20 protein-coding genes and 1 pseudogene are annotated in these 13,717 nt (G+C 56.2%); 1 reads left to right on the top strand and 20 read right to left on the bottom strand.

The window, feature by feature from the left end; translation table 11 throughout:
* Positions 1 to 12 precede the first annotated feature (12 nt).
* From HV213_RS04315 to HV213_RS33530, 8 genes and pseudogenes are all read right to left on the bottom strand, one after another.
* Positions 13 to 399 (bottom strand): TIGR03745 family integrating conjugative element membrane protein, encoded by a 387-nt coding sequence (locus HV213_RS04315; protein WP_016808260.1) that lies wholly within the window; start codon positions 397 to 399, stop codon positions 13 to 15.
* 34 nt (positions 400 to 433) lie between these two features.
* Positions 434 to 676, bottom strand: a complete 243-nt coding sequence (locus HV213_RS04310) for a TIGR03758 family integrating conjugative element protein (RefSeq protein ID WP_003029734.1) — start codon at positions 674 to 676, stop codon at positions 434 to 436.
* Entirely contained in the window at positions 676 to 1,023 is a 348-nt protein-coding gene (locus HV213_RS04305) for an integrative conjugative element protein, RAQPRD family (RefSeq protein ID WP_045282314.1), read from the bottom strand. Before HV213_RS04305 ends, HV213_RS04310 begins: the two co-directional genes overlap by 1 nt.
* Positions 1,024 to 1,409: 386 nt before the next feature.
* Complete coding sequence (locus HV213_RS04300; protein WP_048290069.1) at positions 1,410 to 1,925, bottom strand: P-loop nucleotide/nucleoside kinase family protein; 516 nt, start codon at positions 1,923 to 1,925, stop codon at positions 1,410 to 1,412.
* Positions 1,926 to 1,966: 41 nt separating this feature from the next.
* Positions 1,967 to 2,182: a hypothetical protein gene (locus HV213_RS04295; protein WP_155412619.1), complete on the bottom strand. Its 216-nt coding sequence runs from the start codon at positions 2,180 to 2,182 to the stop codon at positions 1,967 to 1,969.
* 77 nt (positions 2,183 to 2,259) lie between these two features.
* On the bottom strand, positions 2,260 to 2,598 hold the full coding sequence (locus HV213_RS04290) for a hypothetical protein (protein WP_127791747.1): 339 nt from the start codon (positions 2,596 to 2,598) through the stop codon (positions 2,260 to 2,262).
* Between the two features lie 312 nt (positions 2,599 to 2,910).
* A pseudogene (locus HV213_RS33535) lies at positions 2,911 to 3,254 on the bottom strand (IS1 family transposase).
* A gap of 44 nt (positions 3,255 to 3,298) precedes the next feature.
* The gene (locus tag HV213_RS33530) at positions 3,299 to 3,574 is read right to left on the bottom strand and encodes an IS1-like element transposase (RefSeq protein WP_001317300.1); all 276 of its coding nucleotides are present in this window, start codon (positions 3,572 to 3,574) and stop codon (positions 3,299 to 3,301) included.
* A gap of 383 nt (positions 3,575 to 3,957) precedes the next feature.
* On the opposite strand from HV213_RS33530, the gene HV213_RS04280 reads away from it, so the two are divergent.
* Complete coding sequence (locus HV213_RS04280) at positions 3,958 to 4,968, top strand: IS110 family RNA-guided transposase (RefSeq protein WP_050310927.1); 1,011 nt, start codon at positions 3,958 to 3,960, stop codon at positions 4,966 to 4,968.
* Positions 4,969 to 5,229: 261 nt separating this feature from the next.
* Here the strand turns inward: HV213_RS04280 and HV213_RS04275 are convergent, their stop codons facing one another.
* The 12 genes from HV213_RS04275 to HV213_RS04220 form a co-directional block, all read right to left on the bottom strand.
* Complete coding sequence (locus tag HV213_RS04275) at positions 5,230 to 5,988, bottom strand: TIGR03747 family integrating conjugative element membrane protein (RefSeq protein WP_045282293.1); 759 nt, start codon at positions 5,986 to 5,988, stop codon at positions 5,230 to 5,232.
* Positions 5,981 to 8,080, bottom strand: coding sequence for a type IV conjugative transfer system coupling protein TraD (traD, locus tag HV213_RS04270; RefSeq protein ID WP_050310928.1), 2,100 nt, complete (start codon positions 8,078 to 8,080; stop codon positions 5,981 to 5,983). Before traD ends, HV213_RS04275 begins: the two co-directional genes overlap by 8 nt.
* On the bottom strand, positions 8,073 to 8,561 hold the full coding sequence (locus tag HV213_RS04265; protein WP_039187761.1) for a hypothetical protein: 489 nt from the start codon (positions 8,559 to 8,561) through the stop codon (positions 8,073 to 8,075). The genes traD and HV213_RS04265 overlap by 8 nt, the downstream gene beginning before the upstream one ends.
* 10 nt (positions 8,562 to 8,571) lie before the next feature.
* On the bottom strand, positions 8,572 to 9,144 hold the full coding sequence (locus tag HV213_RS04260) for a restriction endonuclease (protein WP_050310929.1): 573 nt from the start codon (positions 9,142 to 9,144) through the stop codon (positions 8,572 to 8,574).
* Positions 9,144 to 9,677 (bottom strand): integrating conjugative element protein, encoded by a 534-nt coding sequence (locus HV213_RS04255; RefSeq protein ID WP_045282291.1) that lies wholly within the window; start codon positions 9,675 to 9,677, stop codon positions 9,144 to 9,146. Before HV213_RS04255 ends, HV213_RS04260 begins: the two co-directional genes overlap by 1 nt.
* A gap of 5 nt (positions 9,678 to 9,682) precedes the next feature.
* Positions 9,683 to 10,318 (bottom strand): lysozyme family protein, encoded by a 636-nt coding sequence (locus tag HV213_RS04250; RefSeq protein WP_045282290.1) that lies wholly within the window; start codon positions 10,316 to 10,318, stop codon positions 9,683 to 9,685.
* Positions 10,297 to 11,019, bottom strand: coding sequence for a TIGR03759 family integrating conjugative element protein (locus HV213_RS04245; RefSeq protein ID WP_045282289.1), 723 nt, complete (start codon positions 11,017 to 11,019; stop codon positions 10,297 to 10,299). The genes HV213_RS04250 and HV213_RS04245 overlap by 22 nt, the downstream gene beginning before the upstream one ends.
* A gap of 11 nt (positions 11,020 to 11,030) precedes the next feature.
* Positions 11,031 to 11,789, bottom strand: coding sequence for a hypothetical protein (locus HV213_RS04240; protein ID WP_045282288.1), 759 nt, complete (start codon positions 11,787 to 11,789; stop codon positions 11,031 to 11,033).
* On the bottom strand, positions 11,786 to 12,451 hold the full coding sequence (gene pilL2 / locus HV213_RS04235; protein WP_181484871.1) for a PFGI-1 class ICE element type IV pilus protein PilL2: 666 nt from the start codon (positions 12,449 to 12,451) through the stop codon (positions 11,786 to 11,788). The genes HV213_RS04240 and pilL2 overlap by 4 nt, the downstream gene beginning before the upstream one ends.
* A 136-nt stretch (positions 12,452 to 12,587) precedes the next feature.
* Positions 12,588 to 12,836 (bottom strand): DUF2442 domain-containing protein, encoded by a 249-nt coding sequence (locus tag HV213_RS04230; protein ID WP_004115558.1) that lies wholly within the window; start codon positions 12,834 to 12,836, stop codon positions 12,588 to 12,590.
* Positions 12,820 to 13,062 (bottom strand): DUF4160 domain-containing protein, encoded by a 243-nt coding sequence (locus HV213_RS04225; protein WP_045282286.1) that lies wholly within the window; start codon positions 13,060 to 13,062, stop codon positions 12,820 to 12,822. The genes HV213_RS04230 and HV213_RS04225 overlap by 17 nt, the downstream gene beginning before the upstream one ends.
* A 64-nt stretch (positions 13,063 to 13,126) precedes the next feature.
* Complete coding sequence (locus HV213_RS04220; RefSeq protein ID WP_045282285.1) at positions 13,127 to 13,663, bottom strand: single-stranded DNA-binding protein; 537 nt, start codon at positions 13,661 to 13,663, stop codon at positions 13,127 to 13,129.
* Positions 13,664 to 13,717: the final 54 nt, after the last annotated feature.

Genomic DNA, 13,717 nt, shown 5'->3' with positions numbered 1-13,717 from the left:
CGTCGCAGGCTCCTACAGCAGAATGTCGGCAGACTTGCCGAGCAGCCAGATAACGGCAACCAGCAGCACCACACCCACCACCACAATGGCCCCGAATTTGGTCCAGGTGGCTTTCTCATTGCGGACTTCGGTGAAGGTGTGCAGGGCGGCAATGGCAACGTTGATAAAGGCAACGGCCGCCACGACCAGCCCCCCGATAACAATGCCGTCCTGCAAGTAGCCCTTGATTTGTCCGGACAACCCGCTCCCGCCTCCGGACTCAGGCGCTTCAACGCTTGGCAAGTCCGCAAAGGCCGGTTTGCAGGTGAGCCAGCCCAGGAGGGCAAGCGTACCGGCGCGGGTCAGCGTACGACTGCCGAAACGGCGCAGGCGGGCAACAACAGACTCAGAATGGTGCATGGGATTCATCTCCTGACTTAACGTTTTGAATGAGTTAACTGGCAAACATCCAGATACACACAAGCAACAGCAGCACGGTGCGGACGGCAAAACGTCCCAGGGCCGCGTCCCGCACTTTGGTGTTACTCCAGCCGGTCCAGACATCCGACAGCGCCCACGCGGCCCATAAAAAAAGAAACGCCAGCAATGCCCCGATGCAGAGCAGATGAAGGATGTTCACATCAAGACTGCCGGAGCCGGCTTTAAACGCGTTCGTTTGTTCGGATGTCATGGGCATCAGGGCCGCTCCCGCCGGTAATTACCGGCCACAAAAGACGGGTCACGCGGTTGCGCGCGGGAGGGCTCCAGATAGCGGTCAATGCCGCTGCGGATGGTGTTGAGATCGGATGTGGCCTGACGGTAATCAAAGAAAAAGCGGCCACGGTCAGCCGGATCGGCCTGTGCAGCCGCCACGCGGGCCCTTTCAAGCGACGCCTGAACGTGGTCCAGCTGACGCTGAACAGACGCAAGCTCGTCTTTCTCGGATGCCTGTGCAGCAGCTGACACCAGAAAGGTCAGCAATACCAGGCCAGTGATGCCCGGGACACGACGGTTGCGCCGCATGGCCGGACGAGTTGAGTTCATACGCACCTCCAGAAGGATTAAGGGATGCGTACAGAATGCGAAAGGGCAGACGCCGGGTCAGCGATAAACTCTATTTGCCATTTGTGAAATTAATGGGGCAACAGGCTCTGTACTGCCGGAGGCGGGCTGAATCTTAGTTGAGGGAAGTGTGAATTTAAGTTAAGTAGATATCCGGATAAAAGATAATCTGTAGCCGGAATAGTTCACACGGAAGCATGGTGATGGATATAAAAGACCTTTTACTTCTGGCACTCTGTCTGGCCTTGCTTTTTTTTATAGTGAAAGGCATCGATGCGTTTGAACTTCGCCTTCCACTCTGGTTACTGCGAGTAATCTATGCTGCAGGCATTTTTCTTGGCGCATCAACGATCCTGGCAAGTATGTGGTTATTGCATATATCGACATGAGCCATTATCACTGACCTCGGTAAAGTCTTCATCAGGCGTCAGAGGCTCAAATCGTTCGTGAAGTAAATCAAATGTCTCCCTCGCTATATAGAGACTATTTGTCGGCGTTTTATTTCTTTTTTGAATACGTTCCCATGCAATGTCATCCGGGCAGGACAGACGGCAAAGGACTGCCTGACCATTATGAGCTGTGATGATTTCACGCACCCGGACTCTTTCCTCTCTCGACCAGAATCCGAAATCTAGAATGACATTATTGTTAAGCTCAACGCATCGCGTCCATAGGGGCTCCATAACGTTGAACACCCGTTGTGCGTAATCAGCAAAATTAGCCTGCGGGGGATCGATGCCATACAGCTGCTGCATCCATTCATCATGAGTAAAACGTAAAGCGGTATATTTGTGTTCCAGATGTCTGGCAAAAGTCGTTTTCCCACTACCAAGAAACCCATGGAGCATAAAAACCGTTGGTGATTTGACTTTGTTAATGGCCATAAGCCACATGTCCTCCTGAGCCGTCATATAATTATTCATTATTACAGCCAGGACAGCTGACGCGCCAGTAACGGTCGTTTCATGGCTTGTCTGCTGACGGCAGGCGCGCAAAACAAGTTTTGCACGCCTCCGTCCAGCCCTGATTTAAAGATAATGAAATGAGCGCCTCCCACTCTTGCGAACGGTAGGGCGGTAGCGTTGTGATAGAAATGAAATTTTGAATGTCTTGCCAAAGGATAGTTGTCATTTTGTTTCATACGAAACACTACTAAAATAACTGGAATTATTGTGCCAGATGTTGCATTTGCCGCCGAAAAAGGGGGCAATAAAGTTACTAGTTTTGTTTTTGAAATTCCTCATTAAGCCAGTGAGCAAAAGTCATAATCCGTTTTTTGAAATCAGCTATGTCCCCTTGTGGCTCATTACTCATGGCCAGTAAATAATCCATATCCTCTGCTAAAGCTGGATATCGTGCGTTAAATTTAAGGCGATGTTCACTGAGAGTGTCTGGCCAGTCATGGTCAGTTTCTCGGCGAAGGATATTCGTCGATCTGATGATCTTTCGTGCAGCAGCGCGCTGTAACAGCAGCTTTTTATTCGCGTCAACTGATCCCTGCATTCGAGCAGTTAACTCTTCTAATACCGACAAAAAGTCGCCATTGACTGCTAACACAATGGCTTTTGAAGGTTTAAAAGCACTAAATAGACGACTCAGGTCTTCGCCAAAGACGCAGACGCAATGATGCTTAAGCCAGTACCCCCAGCTAAATTTGTTATCCGGATGCAACACCTGTTGTAGCAGACCGCAATCAAAATCAATTTTGCTGACAACAGGATTACTCTTTTCCAGTTCACATTGAAGCGCAGCAAGTTTTGCGGTAGTAGCCTGATTGGGTTCGTAGTTAAAGATGACTGTTAAATCAAGATCGGACCTTCCAACCTTTGCCTTAGATTCAGCTACGCTTCCATAGGTAATGACTCCAACTTACTGATAGTGTTTTATGTTCAGATAATGCCCGATGACCTTGCCATGCAGCTCCACCGATTTTGAGAACGACAGTGACTTCCGTCCCAGCCTTGCCAGATGTTGTCTCAGATTCAGGTTATGTCGCTCAATGCGCTGAGTGTAACGCTTGCTGATAACGTGCAGCTTTCCCTTCAGGCGGGATTCATACAGCGGCCAGCCATCCGTCATCCATACCACGACCTCAAAGGCCGACAGCAGGCTCAGAAGACGTGCGCCACAACCGTCCTCCGTATCCTGTCATACGCGTAAAACAGCCAGCGCTGACGTGATTTAGCACCGACGTAGCCCCACTGTTCGTCCATTTCAGCGCAGACAATCACATCACTGCCCGGTTGTATGCGCGAGGTTACCGACTGCGGCCTGAGTTTTTTAAGTGACGTAAAACCGTGTTGAGGCCAACGCCCATAATGCGTGCACTGGCGCGACATCCGACGCCATTCATGGCCATATCAATGATTTTCTGGTGCGTACCGGGCTGAGAGGCGGTGTAAGTGAACTGTAGTTGCCATGTTTTACGGCAATGAGAGCAGAGATAGCGCTGATGTCCGGCAGTGCTTTTGCCGTTACGCACCACGCCTTCAGTAGCGGAGCAGGAAGGACATCTGATGGAAATGGAAGCCACGCAAGCACCTTAAAATCACCATCATACACTAAATCAGTAAGTTGGCAGCATTACCGCTTCCATAAACATAAAGGCTATGTATTAATGTAGGAAAACAGAAGGTTAACGATTTTACAACATGTTCCAGTACCCGCGAGTAGGTCGGCTGAAAGCTATTGTGATTTGGCAGAGCGATATATCCGTTACAATCAATAGCCATTATCTTTCACCTCTTTAGCGGGGGTTATTATTTTGAATTTGTCGGTCTTCGTAATGCTCAGTTATATAATTAAATGTCCTTTTTGCAAACGAACCTTTACCTGATAGTCCAATATGGCGAGCTTCGGAAGTTATACCGTTCAGAAACTTCCTGCTGCTCGCTGAAGCATATGGAGAAATCCAAAATGAAGCCTATGCCAGTTGGTATCGACATTGCCAAAAACGTAATGCAGGTTCACTTCGTAAATACAGATACAGGCGAAATTTTTAACAAGGCAATCAAGCGCGCGAAGTTTATTGAGTTTTTCACCAATCGTTCACCCTGCCTCATTGGTATGGAAGCCTGTGGCGGCGCACATCACTGGGCCCGGCAGTTAAGCAGGCTCGGCCATCAGGTGAAACTGATGCCGGGCGAATTCGTCAAAGCCTTCAATATCCGTAACAAGAATGATACGGCAGATGCTCAGGCAATCTGGCGAGCCGTTCAGCAACCGGGCAAAGCCGTAGCGGTGAAGACGGAGGATCAACAGGCCATGCTTGCCCTGCACCGGATACGTTCACAGCTGATGAAGTTCCGGCTGATGCAGACCAATGCCCTGCACGGTTTACTCTCGGAATACGGTGAAGTGATGCGTAAAGGACATGTCAGCCTCGTCAGAAACGTCCCCGAGATACTTGCCCGCCTGTCCGGACGGTTACCGGCTGTGCTCATAGACAGTCTGCGCGAACAGCTGGGTGAAGTGAAACGAACTGACACTCGTATTACGGACATCGAAAGACGGATACGCGAACTGAACAAAAACGATCCCGGCGTAAAAGCTATAAGCGAAATCCCCGGCGTAGGACTACTGACCGCCACCGCTGCGGTTGCCTCAATGGGGGATGCGGACACCTTCCGTTCAGGCCGGGAGTTTGCTTCCTGGGTGGGGCTCGTTCCGAGACAGACCGGAACGGGCGGGAAGATCCAGTTGCTGGGGATTCGTAAGCGAGGCGACAAGTACCTGCGAAAACTGCTGGTCAACGGCGCTCACAGCGTCATACAGAATGCCCGTGAGCCGGGTCCCTGGGTCACAGACTTGCTGAAGCGGCGTCCGATAAACGTCGTCTCCGTAGCGCTGGCCAACAAAATGGCACGAATCATATGGGCTGTGCTGGCGCACGGCAGGCCCTATCGGAAGGAAGCTGCTCATAACTGAGTACTTTCATTACGAAATCACAATGTATAAGCAGAACGTCAACAGGTTGCACAGGCAGTGTATGTAATGACAGAACAGGTCAGACCGGGACTCACTAAACCTGAAAGAAGTACCGAACTCCGGGTTCGCAGAGATAATTGAGCGTGGGTCAGCGGATTTCATTAGGGTCAGCAGCCGCTTTCGCAGCTGCTTAAAGACCGGATATATAGCCGCAATCGTCCTGTCCGTCATGAAGTACAAAGCCTGGCAAACGGGAGGCGCTCATATATACTTCTTGAACGACGCAGTGGTCACCGTTACGGCGATCCCCAGCAGAACAGCCGCCGGCAACAACAGCAGATTGGGGTAGACTGCCGTGGGCCAGGAAAGGTACAGCATGGCGGGCACCACAGCGGCCGGTTTGACCAGCTTCTTGGCATGATGATAGACAAACGAACTTTCATACCCCGCGCCGTACCGCCGCAGATCACGCCGCCCCAGCCCCTCAACCAGCGCCACCACCACGACCAGCACAAACAACGGCACGGACAGCACCAGGATGGTGACGCGTACCAGGGTGATAATGCTTATCCATACCGTGGCCAGCAGGTATTCACGCAGGTAGCCGGCAAGCCAGCCGCTCCAGCTGTTGATTTCCCGGGTGACGGCATTGTCACTGTGCATCTGGTGTGCATACTGCCGCCGGACCCAGTCCAGGAAGCCACTGTCCACAAAGGCCCACTGATAGGCAGTGGTCACCCATCGAACGACGGTCACGGAAGGCTCAGACAACAGCAGGCTGCGGGTGAACTCTGTGGACAGCCACCCCAGCTCGGTGTTCATGACCGCTTCACTGTGCGCCGCCCCGGCTTCCGGCCAGAAGAAGGCGATGCCGATATATTCAATCAGCAGGCTCAGCAGCAGCGAGGACAGCACCACGCCCACCAGGGCCCATGGCCAGCCCCAGAGCAGATTATACAGAATGCCGTGCTTGCGTTCCGGCAGCGTCTGCTGCTGTGGGGGACGTTTTACCTCAGCCATTCGCCCCTCCTGTGACCGGCACCTTCAGGGCCGGACCATCCCACCACCAGGATTCGCCGCTGTGATAGCTGCGCCGCATCTCCTCCGCTATTTTCTCAATACTTTCCGGCATCAGCACATCATCAGCATCCCCGGCAGGCAGCGGCATGCGGATTTTCCACAGTTGCCCGCCTTCCAGCAGGGCAAACGCCTGCCCTTTTGGCAGCGTCACGATATCGGCCGGCTCCAGTAGTGGGACTTTTACCGTCCCGACGCGGTCCTGGGTGCTTGAGGTGAAGTCCTGGTCTGCATTGACATCCGCCGTGTCCTGGTGCCCGGAGACCAGCGTTTTGGTGTAAATCTCCACCTGCGGCAGCTGCGTGGTCAGCAGCTCGGCGGTGCGGTTCTCCCTGACGCGCAGCATAATCAGGTTGTTAAAGTTACCCTGTACCTGGGCCGTCTTGGCCGCATTCCCGATGCGTGCCTCAATATCAGAAGACGTCTGGGTATAGGCCGTCACCTGCATGCCGGCACCGCCCCCTTTGTTGATGAGAGGAATAAACTCATCCCCCATCAGCTCGTTAAACTCATCGCAGTGCAGGTTAATCAGGGACTTCCCTTCTTTCCCGCCCGGCAGGCCCGCATTGATACCGTGTTTATAAATGTGCCCGGCCACACTCACCAGATCGGCGAACATGGAGTTACCGACCGCGCTCGCCACTTCACTGTCACTGAGCGCATCGAGCCCCACATACACCACGGCTTTTTTACGGATGATCTGTTCCCAGTCAAAAATCGGCCGCGTGTCGTCAATGTCCTGATAATCCGGCGACAGCAGCTCGGCGGTCTTGCCGGTGGTCAGTTTTTCCAGCAGCGGCAGCAGCGACGCCACGATTTTGTCAAAGTAAGTACGGTCATAACGTACCGCTGACCGCAGCCCGTCAAGGATGGGATCATAGAGCTTTTTACCCTCTTCTGAACTCAGGGCAACCTCAATGGCCCAGATACGTAAGGCATCCGGCTGACCCTGCATGTTACGGGGCACGTCGTCCTCTCCCAGCACCTGCTGATTATTCTCAATCTGCGTCTGCAGAGCCGGCAGCTGCGCCTGGATGATTTTTTCCGCATAGCGGATATAGAGATCGGCGATATTGTTCACGTAGCGCATGATCAGCGTGTAGTCAGGGCGCTCACCCAGGGCGACCAGCGCACGGGCGATGATGTTGACGAACCGCCAGGCAAATTCGCGGAATGCCGCGCTGTTCCCCTCACCCGACAGCTGACCGGCCACGCGGGACGCCACCTCTGACACGCGACCAAAACGCCCGACGGCATTATAACGGGCTGATATTTCAGGCCAGCCAAGATGAAAGATATACAGCTCATCCCCGCGCCCGGCCCGGTGGGCCTCTGCCCAGACGCGTTTCATCAGGTCTGCGTCGCCTTTCGGATCAAATACGATGGTGACTTCACCCCGCCGGATATCCTGGGTGACGAGCAGCTCGGCCAGCCGGGTCTTACCGACGCGCGTGGTGCCGTACACCACCGTATGGCCAACGCGCTCCCCCAGAGCCAGGGTGACGTCTTTTTCGTCGGGCTCGATGCCGTGCAGCGCTGGGTTTCCGCCCACCGGCGGTAACGGCCGCACCGGGTTCAGCGGCGTATCAGCACTCAGCAGCTTACCCAGCCAGGGCAGACGGTGCTCTGTCAGCATTTCGAGCTGACGCGCCCCCAGGTAAAAGCGGTTTGGCTGCAGGTAACGGGCCACTTCAGGGCGCAGCGTATCCTGCAGGCGCTGGGTGTGTTTCTGCGTCCAGCGGAACCCCTGGCCGAGAAACAGGCGACGATGACTGACGGGGATCTGTTTAGTGCTCATGACATAGCGCGGCAGACGGCGGAGATTCCGGCGGTAGCGAATAATCTTCATCCCCTGATGGGTGCGGGTTACTGCCAGCGCCGCAAACCCGGCAGCGGTGACATAGCTGACAGACGGAGCCAGGGCAACAGCCCAGGGTGCCTGCACACAGACATACGCCGCCATGCCCGACACCACGGCGGTATTCAGCTCAACAGCCGGACGCAGCAGGGCCTCAATGACGTAACGGTTACTCATCGTCTGCCTCCTTTATGATTTTAGCGTCGGCCCTGCGGGTATACGTCCCCTTTGCGGAGCCGGCTTCCCTGCAGGGCTGAGAGTGATAACGCAGGGCATCCGCCAGTAAGCGCCAGAGCACATACAGGACATTCGACAGAATGAAAAAAATGATCCATACGGCCCGCAATGACAGCAGGTAATTGTTCGCCGCGGTTTCTGTGGAGACGGCAGTGACGGTGCAGGCTACCGGCTTTGCCTCAGGCGGAGTCGCATTATCAGGCACCGGGCATTCCTCCCACATGTAATGTCCGGGCGGCGCGGTGCGCCATGCCGTTGCCTCCTTCTGCAGTACGTCGTTAAGGTCACTGACCGGATGGCCGAAAACAAGCCAGGCGAGCAGGAGGACACCGACGAAAGCGCAAGGCAGGAAAACGGCATGACGGAATAAACAGAACACAAGCCACAACGCGTAGCGCAGGCTGTTCAGGATGGTGTGCATAAGAGATTCCTCAGAGATACTGCCGGACGTCCTGACCGGCGAGAATGGCCAGCAGGCGTTGCCCGCTGATGATGCGCAGGCGCGGTGACGCCGTGCGAATAGTGCGGCTCATTTTTCCGGTACGGCCCGTGTGGATAAACAGCCCCCGGCGGCCGGACTGCAGGAGAAGCCGGTCGAAGTCCTCAACATGTGCGGGGGAAACAGCACGACTGTACCGTTTGGCCTGGATAAGCCAGTGCTCGCCGTCGATGATGACCTGGCCATCAAGGCCGCCGTCACCGCTGTAGGAGGCATTGCGCACCACGCTCAGCCCCTGACGTTCAAAGGCAGACAGCAACAGCTCTTCAAAGACATAGGGGCTGATTTTGCGCAGATAGGTCAGACGCTGCCCGTCTCCCGGCAGGCTGTTAAGCTTATTCAGTACCCGCCCCGCCGTTGCCCGGTATCGCCGGTGACGGCGGGTGCTGGCTTTCTCACGCCAGCGCAGGTTCAGAAAGGCCATCACCACCAGGAACAGGACGATCAGTATGACCGCCCCATAAGGGTGTGCCATCAGCAGACTGTTGATATCTGGCGCGCTCATTACGGCTTAACCTGCTGCGTCAGGCCGGTATCGGTGATGAGTACCGGATAATGCTCAATCTGCAGGCGACGGGCCAGCTCGCTCCCGGAAGCCGGGGCCAGGCTGACACCCGGTGCCAGTTCGCGCAGCTCGCGCACGGTATCCATGTCTGTGACGTTGACTATCATCCCGGCCGCATGCTGTTCAGCCAGCGCGCCGGCATTGGCCTTCAGCCATTCACGGGACAGAGCATCATCCCCAATCAGAAACAACGCCCCAATACCGGGCAACTGCAGCGGCCGGTCTGCTGTATTCCCCGGGCTCAGTTCAGGTGTGTTAACGGGTAACATTCCCGCCATCCCGTCAGCCAGCGGAACACCGTGGCCCGGCTGGCGTGAAGGCTGTACGTCACTGACGCCGGGCATACCGGGCTGTTTATTAACGGCCTCAAAATACGGCGCAGCATCCTGACCGCCCAGATCAGCAATCACGTTCAGTTCAGCATGGCCGGTCAGGGGAAGGAGGGTAAAAAGCAGTAAGGACAGCGTTTTCATCAGGGTTATCTCCCGGGTTCAGTCCAGACGAAGCCTGGATCGGGGGTGAGCGCAGCAACCGAACGGGGCGCTTCAGCTGCCGGCGCAGAAATGCGGGGTGCAGGGCTGATTTTTGCCAGATGCCCTCTCACAATGGCGCGGTAACGTGCAGCAGGCTGACCACCTGAGGGATGGTGGTAGCAGCCGGCCGCATCCAGCCAGCTGCCTGACTTACGCGCCCAGCACTCACGCAGAATGGTGGCGGCGGCGTTCAGGTTGGTGTAAGGGTCAAACGCATCCCACGTCGAGGCAAAATGATGACCGTTCCAGCCCAGATTGACCTGGGCAATACCGACATCGATGCGCTTAAGCGGGTGACGCTTCATAAAGACCTGCAGCGCCTGCCAGGCCTGCAGGCGCGTCTCATAGCGATACCCTTTGCCTGCCACATTGATGGTCCAGGGCCATGGCCGCACGCCACGGGGAAGTTTGCGCGAAGACTCGCTCAGTGAGACTGAGTAAAGCGCTTCCGGGGGCACGCCATGCGCCATGGCCACGCGGACGTAACCCTCCGGCACCGTCTGGTCAGCATGGCCTTCAGGGACGGCCGCCATCAGTAAGCCCAGCGCCAGCGCGCCGGTCAGAATGCTGCGATTGCCCATTTACCGTCTCCCGCCTGCTGCAGTAAAACCGGCATCAGGCCGTTACCAAAGCGCATCCACCGGCCGCCGTCGTGGTTAAGCGTGATCTGGCGCTTGCGGACCTTTTCCACGGGAATGTGATGGTCCCGCGCCCAGCTGCGAAGCGCATCATCACTGCCCTGGCTGTCGACCAGATAGATGTCCACCGGCCGGTTGTCAGCCAGCACGGCAGACAGTTTCGCGTCGCAGGTTGCGCAGTCTTTTGACCTGACGAACAGCGCCAGCCGGCCGCCACTGTCGTGCGCCACGCCGGAGGCGTTCCCCATATTGACCGGCAGTGTGCCCGGATACAGGCGCTGCCAGGCCGCGTTCACCTCACGCTGGAAATCAAGCTCCTTCCGGGTGCGGGCAAACTCTTCCTTCACCCACTTTTCAGCAAACTTACGGCGCTCTGCCGGCGTCTGCGCCTCGATACCGAGGGTGGAAAGCGGATCGAGACCCGGCGACTGGGTACCCCGGGGTCCCTTCATCAGCTGCTGATAACGCTGATAATCGTCGGCACTGAGTCCCCACTGACCGGCCTGCTGCTGCAGGTTTTGCTGTGCGGAGTCCGCCCGTTGTGTTGATTCCTGTCGGCTGACATCCGTCTGTCCTGATGTGGTCGCGGCCAGGGTCAGGGGACTCAGCAGCATGGCGGCTAAAAAGGTGTGTTTCAGTTTCATCATTCGCTCCGTTATTCTGCTCTGAGCACGGACAGGCGGCCGTTAACCCGAAACGTCGCCTCACCATAACCGGCACTGACCAGCGTCCAGCCGGCAACGGTTTCGCCCTCTCCGACCAGGGCCACCTGCGACAGGCTGCTGTAGCCCCGGGGCGCGATGGCAGCCCAGGACTCTGCCCCCCGCTTCTCCACGCCAGTCAGCACAAAAGGCGCAGTGCGGGCCACGCGAAGGGACGGAGCAGCACGACGCGTGTCAGCGGGACGGGGCTTTTTTGCAGCAGGCGCGTTTTTTTTGACCGGTGCGGCGACAGGTGCGGCGGGTGCGGGTGCCGGCTGTGATTTCAGCGCTGTCAGCTGCTCAGTCAGCGCACTCAGGCGGGTTTCCAGCCCCTGCTGGGCGTCCTGAAGGGGTCGCAATGACTGACGCACGGCGTCGTCGCTGCCGGCCTGTTTCGCAGCAGCGCTCAGCTCCTGCTGCATCTCGCCAAGTTTTTTCCGGGTATCCTGCAGGCCGGTTTTGAGCGTGGTCACATCTGACTGCAGGGCCGCGACTGTCTCAACAGTGGCCGCTGTACTGCCCTGAGATTCAAGGCGTGCAAGGCGTTCATCAAGGTTCGATATGCCCAGACTGAAGGCGGTGTAGCCCAGCGCCAGAATGCCGGCCAGCGCCACACCGCTGGCAGCGCCCCAGATGAGGCGGCGGCGGGGACGCCAGCTGAATCTTTTACGGGCCGGCGCAGGGTCAGTATGGAATGGTTGCTGTTCGCTCATTTTCTCAGAAACCCTCCGCTGACAGGTTTAACGGGGACGGACTGCGGGGCGCTGATGGCCGGTTGTGACACGGCTGACGGCGCAGGCGTGGACCAGGTACTGACCGGCGGCGGAAGCTGGGAGACCGGCAGCTGGTAGCCGTCGCGCAGGCTGTGGCAGACCACCCGCTGAACATCATCCACCTCAAGCTGCCAGGCCGGACCGGCCAGGACCTGCAGGGCAGTACGCAGGCGCATCGGGCCCAGCTGGTACTGGACCGCCGGCAATGCCTGGCGGTAAAGCACGCCGTTGGCGGAGCCTGTCGCGCACAGGGAATAACCGGACTGGCGCAGGGCGTAACGCAGCGCATCCGCCACGGTAGGATGCAGGGATGACGGGATACGGATATCAATAATCTGCGAGAGAGGGTCACGCTGGGCCGCCTGCGGATCGGTGCTGACCAGCAGATAACGATCGTAGCGCACCACATCCGGCGTCCGCGCATACTCGTCCGGAGAGACCGGCTGAACGTTGCGGGTGACGGTGGTGCCGGGTGTCGGGTCGGCAGGCGCACGCTGTTGCAACTTTTGCGGCTGGGAAACACAGCCCGCAAGGAGCAGCAGGGGAAGAACAGTGGCAAGCCTGCCTGGTGAAAATACGTTGTGAGAGGTGTTACGTTTCATCCGGAATTTTCCTGTACAGTGATAAAACAGCCCTCACTGTGCGGAATCGGTCCGGTTTCACTCAATTAACAATTGATTTTCCGTTGATGAAAAAAAACGCCGGCAAAAGCCAGCGTTTTTCACTAATAGCGCGCTGTCAGGCTACTTTATGGGGACGATGGGTCACATCGCCGCGGCCTTCAAGCAAACCCGCAATAGAAATGTCTTCGTCCAGCGCGTCCCAGTGGATACCACGGGGACTCAGTTCATAGCTGTTAAGCTGTTCAGTTGAAGCATGCAATAGGCGTGGAAACCATGCCAGCGGCACACCGATGGTACGGGCGTCGTTGAGTTCAACCCACATCGTGGCCTCATCGAAGCTGACCCGTTTAGCTGAAATAGTCATTCCAGGCCTCCAGAAACAATGCTTGGTTATCATCAACGATCCCCGTCAGTTCTTTTAATACCCGTGAATTAAACCCATCGTTACTGGCCAGTGCCACTGATGGCGTTAACCAGAATTTGGCTTCACTACCTGCTTGCATTACGTGAATGTGTGCAGGTTCGAGCGGGTTACCTTCATTAGAATAAAAAAAGAACCGGAAACCGTTGATCCTCAGTATAACAGGCATGTCAGTTATCCTTAAATGCTGACCGGATTATGTGTAAGTTCAGAGCAACTGCCATAAAGGCTGTTCAGAGTGCATGGATTGCCGATTTTGGTACTCCATACCCGAATCCAATGAACGGTATATCGTCATCGAAGTCCATCGGTGGCGCACCGGCACTGCTGCCGGAAGCCTGGCCACTGTGAGTCGGTCCGGAAGGTTGCTGAGGCTGGCCCCAGTCATTCCGGGAAGACGTATTCTGACCGCTGCCGGACTGGCGACCGCCAAGCATCTGCATAGTGCCACCAATGTTTACCACCACCTCTGTGATGTATTTCTCCTGGCCGGACTGATCGGTCCATTTGCGTGTGCGCAGCTGGCCCTCGATGTAAACCTGGGAGCCTTTGCGCATATATTCACCCGCAATTTCTGCCAGCTTGCCGAAAATAACCACCCGGTGCCATTCGGTCACTTCTTTCTGTTCACCGGACTGCTTATCACGCCAGCTCTCAGACGTGGCCAGAGAAAGGGTGGCAACTGCACTGCCATTGGGAATATAACGCACTTCAGGATCCTGGCCGAGATTACCGACAAGAATCACCTTGTTAACGCCGCGTGAGGACATAATCATTTCTCCTGTAAAATAAAGAAACACCCCGCGGACGGGGTGTGTCAGGTG

Origin of the sequence: Klebsiella sp. RHBSTW-00484, from assembly GCF_013705725.1 — a bacterium.
GTDB lineage: Bacteria > Pseudomonadota > Gammaproteobacteria > Enterobacterales > Enterobacteriaceae > Klebsiella.
This window is presented reverse-complemented; position numbering and strand designations above follow the sequence as displayed.

Bases quoted from the DNA above. Each gene is read 5' to 3' on its own strand.
- HV213_RS04300 (WP_048290069.1), bottom strand. From the start codon at position 1,925: ATGGCCATTAACAAAGTCAAATCACCAACGGTTTTTATGCTCCATGGG.
- HV213_RS04255 (WP_045282291.1), bottom strand. From the start codon at position 9,677: ATGAAAACGCTGTCCTTACTGCTTTTTACCCTCCTTCCCCTGACCGGC.
- HV213_RS04310 (WP_003029734.1), bottom strand. From the start codon at position 676: ATGCCCATGACATCCGAACAAACGAACGCGTTTAAAGCCGGCTCCGGC.
- HV213_RS04280 (WP_050310927.1), top strand. From the start codon at position 3,958: ATGAAGCCTATGCCAGTTGGTATCGACATTGCCAAAAACGTAATGCAG.
- HV213_RS04225 (WP_045282286.1), bottom strand. From the start codon at position 13,062: ATGCCTGTTATACTGAGGATCAACGGTTTCCGGTTCTTTTTTTATTCT.
- traD (WP_050310928.1), bottom strand. From the start codon at position 8,080: ATGAGTAACCGTTACGTCATTGAGGCCCTGCTGCGTCCGGCTGTTGAG.
- HV213_RS04275 (WP_045282293.1), bottom strand. From the start codon at position 5,988: ATGGCTGAGGTAAAACGTCCCCCACAGCAGCAGACGCTGCCGGAACGC.
- HV213_RS04265 (WP_039187761.1), bottom strand. From the start codon at position 8,561: ATGCACACCATCCTGAACAGCCTGCGCTACGCGTTGTGGCTTGTGTTC.
- pilL2 (WP_181484871.1), bottom strand. From the start codon at position 12,451: ATGAAACGTAACACCTCTCACAACGTATTTTCACCAGGCAGGCTTGCC.
- HV213_RS04220 (WP_045282285.1), bottom strand. From the start codon at position 13,663: ATGTCCTCACGCGGCGTTAACAAGGTGATTCTTGTCGGTAATCTCGGC.
- HV213_RS04295 (WP_155412619.1), bottom strand. From the start codon at position 2,182: ATGAAACAAAATGACAACTATCCTTTGGCAAGACATTCAAAATTTCAT.
- HV213_RS04260 (WP_050310929.1), bottom strand. From the start codon at position 9,144: ATGAGCGCGCCAGATATCAACAGTCTGCTGATGGCACACCCTTATGGG.
- HV213_RS04250 (WP_045282290.1), bottom strand. From the start codon at position 10,318: ATGGGCAATCGCAGCATTCTGACCGGCGCGCTGGCGCTGGGCTTACTG.
- HV213_RS04230 (WP_004115558.1), bottom strand. From the start codon at position 12,836: ATGACTATTTCAGCTAAACGGGTCAGCTTCGATGAGGCCACGATGTGG.
- HV213_RS04245 (WP_045282289.1), bottom strand. From the start codon at position 11,019: ATGAAACTGAAACACACCTTTTTAGCCGCCATGCTGCTGAGTCCCCTG.
- HV213_RS04315 (WP_016808260.1), bottom strand. From the start codon at position 399: ATGCACCATTCTGAGTCTGTTGTTGCCCGCCTGCGCCGTTTCGGCAGT.
- HV213_RS04240 (WP_045282288.1), bottom strand. From the start codon at position 11,789: ATGAGCGAACAGCAACCATTCCATACTGACCCTGCGCCGGCCCGTAAA.
- HV213_RS04305 (WP_045282314.1), bottom strand. From the start codon at position 1,023: ATGAACTCAACTCGTCCGGCCATGCGGCGCAACCGTCGTGTCCCGGGC.